An 11,550-nucleotide genomic window follows, 5' to 3' on the forward strand; every position below is an offset into this window, starting at 1 on the left:
TCCCGCTTTCTTTATGCTTTTAACTCTTTGATTCGCGCTTCTACTTTAGCACGTTTATCTAGGTAATCTGTTTCTTTTTTACGTTCTTCTTCAACGACATGTTCCGGGGCTTTGCTTACGAAGCCTTCGTTGGAAAGTTTCTTTTGAACACGTGTGACTTCCTGATCCCATTTCTTCCACTCGTTCTCAAGACGTTTGATTTCATCTTCGATGTTGATCAAGCCTGCTAAAGGAAGGTATAATTCAGCTCCAGTAATAACGGCTGACATCGCTTTTTCAGGGGCCTGCAAGTCTGTGGCAATCGTCAGTTCACTTGGATTACAGAACCTTTCTAAATAATCCCGGTTCTTCTCAAGCTCTTTGACGATGGAATCGTCTTTCGCCTGAATCATCAACTGGATTTCCTTGGACATTGGTGTATCGACTTCTGAACGGATATTACGAACAGAACGGATAATGGATACAAGACGATTCATTTCTTCCACCGCTTCTTCATTATGGAAATCTTCTCTTACCACCGGCCATGAAGCCTGTGTAATAGACTCTCCTTCATGAGGAAGATGCTGCCAAATTTCTTCTGTGATGAATGGCATGAATGGATGAAGCATGCGCATGGTCTGATCTAGTGTATAAGCGAGGATAGAGCGGGTCGTATGGATACGCGCTTCATCTTCTCCATATAATGGTAGTTTCGCCATTTCGATATACCAATCGCAGAAATCATCCCAAATGAAGTTGTAAAGATGACGGCCGGCTTCACCGAATTCATATTTATCAATGTTTGTCGTCACTTGCTCAATCGTCTGGTTAAGACGAGTGAGAATCCATTGATCCGCTACTGATTTTTCACCTGTGATATCAATGTCTTCATATTTCAGGTCGCCCATGTTCATCAACGCAAAGCGGGAAGCGTTCCAGATCTTATTAGCAAAGTTCCACGTTGACTCTACTTTTTCCCAATGGAAACGCAAGTCCTGACCAGGAGATGAACCAGTAGATAAGAAGTAACGAAGAGAATCAGCTCCGTATTTATCGATGACATCCATAGGGTCGACACCATTACCTAGCGATTTACTCATCTTACGACCTTCAGCATCACGAACTAGACCATGAATAAGGACATCATTGAAAGGACGCTCATTAGTGAACTCTAGAGATTGGAAAATCATGCGGCTTACCCAGAATCCGATTATGTCATACCCTGTAACGAGTACGTTCGTCGGGAAGTAGCGTTTATAATCCTCACTATTTTCGTCAGGCCATCCCATTGTCGAGAAAGGCCAAAGGGCGGACGAGAACCAAGTATCCAGGACATCTTCATCCTGCTTCCAGTTTTCCGGATCTTTCGGCTCTTCTTTGCCGACATGAATTTCTCCCGTTTCTTTATGGTACCAGGCTGGAATACGATGCCCCCACCAAAGTTGTCTGGAAATACACCAATCTCTTGTGTTCTCCATCCAGTGAAGATACGGCTTTTCAAATCGATCAGGAACAAACTGTACTTGATCGTCTCCCTTTTGCAAGTCAATTGACGCATCAGCAAGTGGTTTCATATCAACGAACCATTGTGTAGAAAGATAAGGTTCCACAACCGCTCCGCTTCGCTCAGAATGTCCAACTGAGTGCATGTGTTCTTCAATTTCAAAAAGGACACCATTCTCCTGAAGGTCCTTCACGATTTGCTTACGACACTCAAAGCGATCCATACCCTTATACTTGCCTGCATTTTCATTCATCGTCCCGTCTTCATTCATAACAAGAATTCGTTCCAGTTTGTGACGGTTTCCAATTTCAAAGTCGTTAGGGTCGTGAGCTGGAGTGATTTTAACAGCCCCTGAACCAAATTCCATATCAACATAATCGTCAGCAACGATTTCAATTTCACGGCCAACAATCGGTAGAATCGCCTTCTTACCAATCAGATGCTTGTAGCGATCATCTTCCGGATGGACGGCAATGGCTGTATCTCCAAGCATCGTCTCCGGACGCGTAGTCGCAATCTCAATCGTTCCTTCCTCATCTTTCAAAGGGTAGCGCATGTGGTAAAACGCACCTTGCACATCTTTATATTCCACTTCGATATCTGACAAAGCTGTCTGCGTGGCAGGATCCCAGTTGATAATGTATTCTCCACGATAAATCAGGCCTTTTTCATAAAGAGTGACAAACACTTCTTTAACAGCTTCAGACAGACCGTCATCAAGAGTAAAACGTTCACGGGAATAATCAAGTCCAAGTCCAAGCTTTTCCCATTGGGCACGGATGAATTTCGCATACTCATGCTTCCATTCCCATGATTTTTCGAGGAATTTTTCACGGCCTAGATCATGACGCGAAATACCTTCCTCACGAAGTTTTGCATCTACTTTTGCCTGTGTAGCAATCCCCGCATGGTCCATGCCCGGGAGCCAGAGTACATCATATCCCTGCATCCGCTTCACACGTGTCAGGATATCCTGTAGTGTCGTGTCCCACGCATGGCCGAGGTGCAGCTTACCTGTTACGTTCGGTGGTGGAATGACGATTGTATAAGGTTCCTTGTTTTTATCTCCTGTAGCTTCAAAAAATTTACCATCCACCCAGTACTGATAGCGGTCCTTTTCAACAGCTGCCGGATCGTACTTAGTGGGCATTGAAAGATCTTGTTGATTCATTGGATCTTCCTCCTTTTATTCTCTTTGTAAATATAAAAAAACCCTTTCATCCTAAAAAAGGACGAAAGGGTTTCATTTCCGTGGTACCACCTTTAATTTACAGGAAATTTTTCCTGTACACTCAAATAAAAATAACGGCTTCTAACCGGCTTCTCCTACTCTAAGTTCAAAGAAGCTGCATCAAGGGCGACCTTCCATCAACAGGGTTCCTGGAAAACTCTCACCGACTGTTTTCCTCTCTGAAGGAATTGTTCATGTACTCTTCCCTATCTAAGCATTTCACGTATAAAGACTATATTACATATTGTATATAAAAAAGAGGCATTTAGTCAACTACGTCAAAGAAAAAGGCGAAAACCCCTGAGCCGATTGCCCAGGAGCCTATATCCTCCAATGAAAAGAGGTGCCCCTAATGAGTCGTTTGTATCGTTACCGTCTGCCTCCTTGGTGCAGGACATGGTTGTTTGTCATTGAAAAATCTTTGCTTCCCATCGTTATTTTCCAGGCGCTTAGAACCATTATCTTCCCGACTACTTTCGATATCTTCCTCCTCGGCCTGGTCCTCGGTTTGTATCTCGCTTTCAAATATAAATGGATTTAGTTCGGAATATACACAATCTGCCCAGGAGAAACATCATCTTTATAATCGTTGACTCGTTCTAATTGTTTCACAGATACGTCATACTTTTCCGCAATCGAGGATAATGTTTCTTCTTCCTGGGCGATATACATTTTCATTTGTGTATAGGTGTCCTCTCTGTTCGGAAAGAGGTGTTTGAAGATTTGTTTTATCCCGTCCATACCTCCAGGTGCCTGAGCACTCTCTTGATCGGACTCTTCACTGCTGGATTCTTCACTACTGGACTCTTCGATACTGACTTCTCCCCAACTCGCACTATCATAAGAAGGCTCTTCCGGTTTTAACTGACTATTTTCCTGAGCATGACCGAAAAATTCCGGGAAGCTTTGTGATTTTTTATAAAACCAGCGGCCGTCGTCCTCATGCTCACTTTCATCCTCTTTCTCATCAATTCGGAAAATAGGTGCTTCACGTTCCGGAAGAACCGTCGATTCATTTGGACTTTGGTCTTGGAAATTGACAGGGCCGACCGTTGCTGATTCATCGAACTTCGGTTCATTCGATGCTTCCTGCTGTTTTTCTTCCAGGCCGTTAATATTCACATGAGCATGAAGACGAAGTTGACGATTGGCCGGAAGTTCATAATCAAAACTTTCGATGTCGATCAACACGTCTTCTAAATTCGATACTCTTTCCAAAGGTACAGTGATTTCCACTGGGAAAGAATGATGGAACGTATGAACCCCTTCTTCAGATGGTTCGACTGAGTCCATGGTTCGTACAGAAGCGGCAAGAGGACTTTCATCCTGGGCATCCCCGCTTCCAGTCGGAATGTATTCGCCCTCAAGATCGACCGTTCCTTTCAACCGGACCTCATCTCCAAGTTCTTCAATAGTGATTTCAGGTTCTAGTGATATGCCAATTAACTCGCGTACGCCCTGTCCTTCCTTGAACCATATGGATTCATCTAAGTAAAATGAGAATACATTTTGTTTGTTTTGCAAAGTACGGTCCCCTCCCTAAGGTAATAAACACTTTTCTCTATTATCACCTTATGCGGGAGTTAGAGTAATATACATAACGAAAGCGCATGAGGAGACCCCATGCGCTTTTATCACTTCGATTTAATTTCTGAAAAGACTTTCTCCGCTGCTTGAATTGTTTTCTCGATATCGTCATCCGTATGTTTGACGGATAAAAACAATCCTTCAAATTGGGAAGGTGGCAGATACACGCCTTCTTCAATCATTCCCTGGAAATAACGCGTGAACATTTCCAAATCCGATTGGTTGGCTGTCTCAAAGTTCGTAACAGGTTCGTTTGTAAAGAAGAAACCGACCATTGAACCGGCGCGGTTCACAGTCAGTGGAATGTTGTGTTTTTCAGCGGCTTGCTCGTAACCCTCAATTAAACGGTCTACTTTTTTATTAATGGAAGCATACGCTTCTTCCGTCATAGCAGAAATCGTCTCATAACCGGCCGTCATTGCCAGCGGGTTCCCCGAAAGCGTACCCGCCTGGTAGATGTCACCGACTGGAGCGACCCGTTCCATGATTTCACGCTTTCCGCCATAGGCTCCTACAGGAAGACCGCCTCCAATTACTTTTCCAAGGCATGTCATGTCAGGAGTCACACCAAAGTGACCCTGAGCACTGTGGTACCCCACTCGGAAACCAGTCATAACTTCATCAAAGATCAAAACCGTTCCATTCTCTTCCGTCAATGTTCTTAACTCTTGCAGGAATCCTTCGTTTGGCGGAACGACTCCCATGTTTCCTGAGACAGGCTCAATAATGACAGCAGCTAAATCGTCTCCAAATTCTTCAAAGACATAACGGACACTTTCTAAGTCATTATAAGGAACGGTAATCGTATTTTGTGCAATAGATTCCGGAACTCCAGGAGAGTCTGGCAGTCCAAGAGTCGCTACACCCGAGCCTGCTTTGATCAGCAAGGAGTCTCCATGGCCGTGGTAATTCCCTTCAAATTTCAAAATCTTGTCGCGGTCTGTGTATCCACGAGCCACTCGAAGGGCGCTCATCGTGGCTTCTGTTCCTGAATTCACCATACGCAGCATCTCAATAGAAGGCACCCGTTCTCTCACAAGGGAAGCCAATTCGTTTTCCATTTCTGTAGGGGCACCGAAGCTTGTTCCATTGGCCGTGGCTTTGGTTAAAGCTTCTGTCACCCTTTCATCGGCATGACCTAAAATTAAGGGGCCAAAACTTAAGACATAATCGATATATTCATTGCCATCCAGATCATACAGTTTTGAACCTGCACCCTTTTCCATAAAAATCGGGTCCATTTGGACAGATTTAAATGCACGTACTGGAGAGTTCACTCCACCTGGCATTAATTCTACTGCTTTCGTATAGGCTTGTTTTGAACGATCAAATGTTTTCATTCTCCGACACCCTTTCTGTCCGCTTTATTGATTTAACCAACGAGCAGCGTCTTTAGCGAAATAAGTAATAATTAGATCCGCGCCTGCCCGTTTCATAGAGGTCAGTTTTTCAAGAACGATTTCTTCTTCATTGACCCAGCCATTTTGTGCCGCCGCTTTGATCATCGAATATTCACCACTGACATTGTAAGCGACCAGTGGCAAGTTAAAACGATCTTTCACTTCTCGCATAATGTCAAGATAAGCAAGTGCAGGTTTAACAATCAAGAAGTCTGCACCTTCTTCTACATCTGACTCAGCCTCTCTTAATGCTTCCAGACGGTTCGCTGGATCCATCTGGTACGCACGGCGGTCACCAAATTGAGGAGAACTGTGAGCTGCATCACGGAATGGGCCGTAAAAAGATGAAGCATACTTAACCGCGTATGACATCACCGGAATGTGGCTGAATCCTTCTTCATCAAGCCCCTCACGAATAGCTGCAACAAAACCATCCATCATGTTGGATGGGGCAATGACATCGGCACCTGCCTTCGCTTGCGTCACCGCAGTTTTTGTAATGTAAGTCAAAGACTCATCGTTGGCAATATCCCCATCACGGACAATTCCACAATGACCATGATCGGTATATTGACATAGACAAGTATCGGCCACTACGGTTAAAGAAGGGAAGTTTTCTTTAATTTGACGGATCGCACGCTGCACAATCCCCTCCTCGTGATAGGCTTGACTTCCTACGTCATCTTTTTCTGCAGGAACACCAAAGACAATCACAGACTTAATGTCCAGACGTACAAGCTCATCCATTTCCTCATTCAAATGATCAAGGGAGACTTGGTGGACGCCCGGCATCGAAGCCACTGGATTTTTGATGTCTTCTCCTTCTACAACAAAAATCGGATAGATTAAATCTTCTGTACGAAGATGAGTCTCTCTTACAAGCGCTCTCATGGAATCCGTTCGGCGCAAGCGACGGTGGCGTTTAAACTGCAAATCTTTCATATTTATCTTTTCCCTTCGTTAGAAAAATAGTAAGTCATCTGTTTTAACATATGGGTGATGGTGAACTGTTCCGGGACGTGAACGTTCGTAAACCCACATTTTTCTGCTTCCTTGGCTGTCGTCGGACCGATACAAAAACAGGGAATCTCAAGCCCCTTTTTCTCGACCATAGAGACAAAGGCACGTACGGTCGACGGACTTGTAAAGGTTAATGCATCAATCTTTCGTTCCTGAATCCACGCAAGGAGTTGAGCCTTTTTTTCTTCCACTAGTAGCGTATCATATACAGTCATGGAATGGAAAAATACACCCTTGTCATCAAACATGCGGGGAAGAGCGTCTCTTGAACGATTTCCTCTTATGTACAAAATAGGACCAGGTTGAGGATAGCGGGCAAGGAATTCTTTTCCCATCGAAGACGCATGGTATTTGGAAGGGATGAAGTCAGCCTTTATTCCAAAACCTTTTAAACGTTTCTCAGTTTTCGATCCAATGATAGAAAATTTAAGGGTCGGCGGAACCTTCACCTTGTACTTTTTAAGAAGCTCGAAAAAAAACTTCACGCCATTCGCGCTTGTGATAAACACCCAGGAATAGTCGTGAAGTCGTTTCAAAACCTCTTGATGAGATTCAGAATCATTCAATTGGAAGGAGAGAAGGGGAGTATGATACACACCCCCGCCTTCTGCTTCTATTCTGTCAATAAATGAGCGTGCCTGGGACTGTCCTCTCGTCACGAGAATTCGCTTCCCCTGCAATGGCTGCATTATTGGTCATACTCCTCTTTAGCACGATCCACGATCTCCTGAGCTCCTTGAGCTTTCAAACGATCCGCTGCTTCTTTCCCTACTTCAATTGGATCTGTACCAGAAACCGTTTCATGCAAGATGGTCTTTCCATCAGGCGTTCCGACAAGCGCTGTCAAGACAATTTCCTCTCCCTTACGGTAGGCATAACCACCAATCGGAACTTGACAGCCTCCATTCAAATCATGGAGGAATTTGCGTTCAGCAGAAACCGTTGTTTCGGTGTACTCATGATTCAATTTTTTTAGGAAATCGCGTAGTTCTGAATCGTTTTCGCGGCATTGAATGGCAAGCGCCCCCTGCCCAACAGCCGGCACACAGACATCAGGCTCTAAATATTCGGTTACAACATCATCATCCCAGCCCATACGTTTCAGGCCTGCAGCTGCGAGAACAATGGCATCGTAATCCTCTTCCTTACACTTTCGAAGACGTGTGTCTATATTTCCGCGGATCCATTTAATTTCAACATCCGGGCGTACAGCCTTGATTTGGGACCCACGTCTCAAACTGCTTGTTCCAACGATTGCTCCAGCCGGAAGGTCTTTAAGAGCCACATTGCCATTCGATACAAAAGCATCCCGGTGATCTTCACGAATCGGAACAGCCGCCACCATCAAGCCCTCTGCAACAACCGCAGGCATGTCCTTCATACTATGAACAGCCATATCAATTTCACCATCATACATCGCCTGTTCAATCTCTTTGATGAAGAGACCCTTGCCGCCTACTTTAGAAAGGGTCACGTCAAGGATTTGGTCCCCTTTCGTTGAAATACGTTTGATTTCAAAATCATAGGATGGATCGATCTGTTTCAACTGTTCGATCACCCATTCTGTTTGTGTAATCGCTAAATTACTCTTGCGTGATCCGATGACAATTTTTCTCAAAACATTTCCTCCTCGAAACTAAAAATGAAAGTTAGATAATGAACCAAATAAAAAGAAGTTGATCAATAGAAACAGAAAAGCTGCTGCATTGAATATGGCGATCGTCCGTCCCTGATAACCTTTTATGACTCTCAGCGTCAAATAAACGACATAGACGACTAATACAAGTAACGACCCGAGTGTCTTAGAATCATACCAATAAAACACGGCCGTAGAGACATATCCCCAAACCACCCCTAAAATAATGGCGATTAATAACAGTGGGACCCCTAATATAATGGAAACATAAGAGAAGTGATCCAGCTTCGTCAAATCACCAAGACGAAATAGTTTGGCATCCCATTTCTTTTTCTTTAATAAGCGGTACTGCAGTAAATACATGACAGAAAAGATAAACGATAAGGTAAAGAACCCATAAGAAATGATCGCTAAACTGACATGGATGACAAGAAGCTCATTAACAAGAGCCACTCCCCTGTTTTCCAAGACATTTTGTGCTCTCGTAGAAATGTGGATGATCATAATCAAAAAACCGACCACATTGGTGAAGAATACAAGGAAGTCCACTTTAAAAAGACGATTAATGATGAGGGAGAACGTCACTAAAATCCACGAATAAAAATATAATCCATCATAAACCGTCATAATTGGAAAATCATCTTTGACAAAGACCTGCGAGAGTAAAAAGAAGGTTTGCAAAACCCAAACCATACTAAGTAACCAGAAGGCAGTAATATTCGCCTTCCGGTTATTTTGTACAAAGTCGATGAAGTATCCAATGATACTCAATCCATATAGAAAAAGGATAAGTTCGTAAACCCATTTGAATTCAAGCATTTCATTTCCACCTTATGAATGGGCTACAGGGCTGATGATGGAGATGGAATCACTGGCCTCTGTATCGTTCTTCACCTTCACGCTGTTCTTTTTTTCTTGTTCTTCCGCCTCTTTTTTCACCTGCTCTTCAATACCAAAGATTTGAGTGAATAAACGCAGGGTTTCCTCTGAATCCGGCTGAGCTGCCATTTCCTTCGCTTGAGAGATCGGTTCTTTCAACATTTGATTGATGATACTCTTTGTGTGCTTACTTAGCACTTTCCGTTCTCGATCGGTAAGCTCGGGCATCTTTCTTTCAATACTCTTCATCGTTTCTGCCTGTATATTCAAAGCTTTTGAGCGAAGAGCGGAAATCACAGGAACCACACCGATCGTCTGCAGCCACTGCTTAAACTCCACAATTTCTGCTTCAATCATAATCTCAATTTCTTTTGCTGCCTGTTTACGAAGAGCCAGATTCGCATCTACGATTCCCTGCAGATCATCAATGTCATACAAGAATACACTTTCCAGAGCTTCCATTGCCGGATCTAAATCTCTTGGAACAGCAATGTCTACAAAGAAGAGAGGCTTCCCTTTTCGTTTTTTATGAATTGGGTCCATCTTTTCCTTTGTAATGACATAATCTGTGGCACCTGTAGAGCTGATGACAATATCAGCATCTTCCAACACACCTTCAAGCTCGTCCATCGTGTGCGGATGTCCATTGAATTGATCAGCTACGTTTTGAGCTTTAGCCAATGTGCGATTGACGACCGAAACTTTCCGCACACCAGAGCCATGAAGGTTCTTAGCTGCTAATTCTCCCATTTTTCCTGCACCCAGGATAACGATATGCTTGTGTACAAGATCACCAAAAATCTTCTTAGCAAGCTCTACCGCCGCATAGCTGACAGATACAGCGTTTTCACCGATTTCCGTCTCTTTATGGCCTTTTTTCGCCATGGTGACCGCTTGACGGAACAACTGATTGAAAATCGTCCCTGTTGTCCCTGCTTCCTGTGCCTGCAGGAATGCCTGCTTCATTTGACCGAGAATTTGAGTTTCTCCCAGAACCATAGAATCCAGTCCTGCCGTGACGCGCAACAGGTGTTCAATCGCTCCGTCGGTTTCATAAATGGAAAGAAAAGGAGAGAACTCTTCTTTGTCGATCTCAAACCAGTCGGCCAGAAACTGTTTGATATAATAACGGCCTGTGTGGATTTGATCCACAACCGCATAGATTTCCGTTCGGTTGCATGTAGAAATAATCACATTTTCCAAAACACTTTTTTGTATGTTGAGGTGCTGCATAGCTTCTGTGAGCTTATCCTCAGAAAATGTGAGCTTCTCGCGAATTTCCACAGGGGCTGTTCTGTAATTAAGACCGATAGCTAAAATGTGCATTTCATCTACCCCCATTAAACGTTCAAGACTTATCACATATCCATTAGTATATCACAAAATCAGATCGATTTTTCGTTCGAAATATGAACAGATTTTGAATCCCTTATGATAGGATAAAATTAGTTGGTATAGAAAATAATAACGATTTGTTTAGAAAAACTTTAAATTATAATCCGTTTGTAATATACCAAAACCTACGCATTATCGCAAGGATCCGACATTTTTGTAAAATAGGAAAGGATGTGATTACACTGAATAAACAAAATTCCCTTATTGGACTTTTATTCATCTGGTTGGGCGTTTACTATTTCCTTCGTCATCTCAATATTCCCATACTTGCCCCATTTTACTCATGGCCCACTCTAGTAATTTTCATAGGCCTCGCCTTCCTATTACATAGTTATTGGACAAAAGACCATTCTTCCTTGTTCACTGGTGTGATTTTAACTGGTTTCGGTTTGCATTTTACAGCCGTTGATCATGTTCCGTTTTGGCGCGATCATTGGGGTATGTACCTTATTATTCTCGGGGTAGCTTTTCTATTGCATTATAGGAAAACAAAAAATGGACTGATTCCTGCCCTTTTATTTCTAGGCATCGGGCTGTTTGCCATGTTCGCTCCTACAAATCCTACATGGTTTCAATGGATCCAGGGCGTTTTCCAATTAATCGAACGCTTCTGGCCACTTGCCCTGGTCGCTTTTGGCTTTTATCTATTAAAAAAGAAATAACCCATCTTCAACTAAAGCTCCCTTTAGTTGAAGACTCAGTTTCGAGACTTTTGTGCAGTGGGTTGGGGCTACGGGGGATGACTCGCTTTCCGCGGGAGCGCGGTGAGCCTCCTCGGACTGCGTCCTGCGGGGTCTCACCCTGCACTTTTTTCCCGCAGGAGTCTCCCCATTCCCCTCCGCCCCTTTGCCAAGGAAGATTCTCGAAAACACTACTTAGAAAATTAGCTTATATGTTTATAGGAAATGGATAATATGTA

Annotated in this window: 10 protein-coding genes and 1 other annotated feature; of the genes, 2 read left to right on the plus strand and 8 right to left on the minus strand. The window is 43.5% G+C overall.

Going from position 1 to position 11,550, the window contains the following annotated elements; translation table 11 throughout:
• Positions 1–11: 11 nt before the first annotated feature.
• Positions 12–2,654, minus strand: a complete 2,643-nt coding sequence (locus J0K78_RS06185) for a valine--tRNA ligase (protein WP_206945832.1) — start codon at positions 2,652–2,654, stop codon at positions 12–14.
• Positions 2,655–2,708: 54 nt separating this feature from the next.
• Positions 2,709–2,936 (minus strand) — a binding site (T-box leader).
• A gap of 130 nt (positions 2,937–3,066) precedes the next feature.
• On the opposite strand from J0K78_RS06185, the gene J0K78_RS06190 reads away from it, so the two are divergent.
• Positions 3,067–3,255: a hypothetical protein gene (locus tag J0K78_RS06190; RefSeq protein WP_089652686.1), complete on the plus strand. Its 189-nt coding sequence runs from the start codon at positions 3,067–3,069 to the stop codon at positions 3,253–3,255.
• Here J0K78_RS06190 and spoVID read toward each other — a convergent pair.
• From spoVID to hemA, 7 genes are all read right to left on the minus strand, one after another.
• Entirely contained in the window at positions 3,252–4,238 is a 987-nt protein-coding gene (gene spoVID / locus J0K78_RS06195) for a stage VI sporulation protein D (protein WP_206945833.1), read from the minus strand. The genes J0K78_RS06190 and spoVID overlap by 4 nt on opposite strands.
• 110 nt (positions 4,239–4,348) lie before the next feature.
• Positions 4,349–5,641 carry a glutamate-1-semialdehyde 2,1-aminomutase gene (hemL, locus tag J0K78_RS06200; protein ID WP_206945834.1) on the minus strand — a complete coding sequence of 431 codons (1,293 nt, stop codon included), beginning with the start codon at positions 5,639–5,641 and terminating at the stop codon, positions 4,349–4,351.
• Positions 5,642–5,665: 24 nt separating this feature from the next.
• Positions 5,666–6,643 (minus strand): porphobilinogen synthase, encoded by a 978-nt coding sequence (hemB, locus tag J0K78_RS06205; protein WP_206945835.1) that lies wholly within the window; start codon positions 6,641–6,643, stop codon positions 5,666–5,668.
• A 2-nt stretch (positions 6,644–6,645) separates the two neighbouring features.
• The gene (locus J0K78_RS06210) at positions 6,646–7,410 is read right to left on the minus strand and encodes a uroporphyrinogen-III synthase (protein ID WP_206945836.1); all 765 of its coding nucleotides are present in this window, start codon (positions 7,408–7,410) and stop codon (positions 6,646–6,648) included.
• Entirely contained in the window at positions 7,410–8,339 is a 930-nt protein-coding gene (gene hemC / locus J0K78_RS06215) for a hydroxymethylbilane synthase (RefSeq protein WP_206945837.1), read from the minus strand. The genes J0K78_RS06210 and hemC overlap by 1 nt, the downstream gene beginning before the upstream one ends.
• An 18-nt stretch (positions 8,340–8,357) precedes the next feature.
• Positions 8,358–9,176, minus strand: coding sequence for a cytochrome c biogenesis protein (locus J0K78_RS06220; RefSeq protein ID WP_160915494.1), 819 nt, complete (start codon positions 9,174–9,176; stop codon positions 8,358–8,360).
• Positions 9,177–9,188: 12 nt separating this feature from the next.
• A complete protein-coding gene (hemA, locus tag J0K78_RS06225) occupies positions 9,189–10,562 on the minus strand; it encodes a glutamyl-tRNA reductase (protein WP_206945838.1) in 1,374 nt (457 codons plus the stop codon).
• Between the two features lie 242 nt (positions 10,563–10,804).
• On the opposite strand from hemA, the gene J0K78_RS06230 reads away from it, so the two are divergent.
• On the plus strand, positions 10,805–11,293 hold the full coding sequence (locus tag J0K78_RS06230) for a LiaF transmembrane domain-containing protein (RefSeq protein WP_370551068.1): 489 nt from the start codon (positions 10,805–10,807) through the stop codon (positions 11,291–11,293).
• Positions 11,294–11,550 lie beyond the last annotated feature (257 nt).

Origin of the sequence: Halobacillus sp. GSS1 (assembly GCF_017307035.1) — a bacterium.
Classification (GTDB): domain Bacteria; phylum Bacillota; class Bacilli; order Bacillales; family Halobacillaceae; genus Halobacillus; species Halobacillus litoralis.

What these genes read in the sequence shown, in the direction of transcription:
- hemA (WP_206945838.1), bottom strand. Translation starts at nt 10,562, where the DNA reads ATGCACATTTTAGCTATCGGTCTTAATTACAGAACAGCCCCTGTGGAA.
- J0K78_RS06185 (WP_206945832.1), bottom strand. Translation starts at nt 2,654, where the DNA reads ATGAATCAACAAGATCTTTCAATGCCCACTAAGTACGATCCGGCAGCT.
- hemB (WP_206945835.1), bottom strand. Translation starts at nt 6,643, where the DNA reads ATGAAAGATTTGCAGTTTAAACGCCACCGTCGCTTGCGCCGAACGGAT.
- hemL (WP_206945834.1), bottom strand. Translation starts at nt 5,641, where the DNA reads ATGAAAACATTTGATCGTTCAAAACAAGCCTATACGAAAGCAGTAGAA.
- J0K78_RS06190 (WP_089652686.1), top strand. Translation starts at nt 3,067, where the DNA reads ATGAGTCGTTTGTATCGTTACCGTCTGCCTCCTTGGTGCAGGACATGG.
- J0K78_RS06220 (WP_160915494.1), bottom strand. Translation starts at nt 9,176, where the DNA reads ATGCTTGAATTCAAATGGGTTTACGAACTTATCCTTTTTCTATATGGA.
- J0K78_RS06210 (WP_206945836.1), bottom strand. Translation starts at nt 7,410, where the DNA reads ATGCAGCCATTGCAGGGGAAGCGAATTCTCGTGACGAGAGGACAGTCC.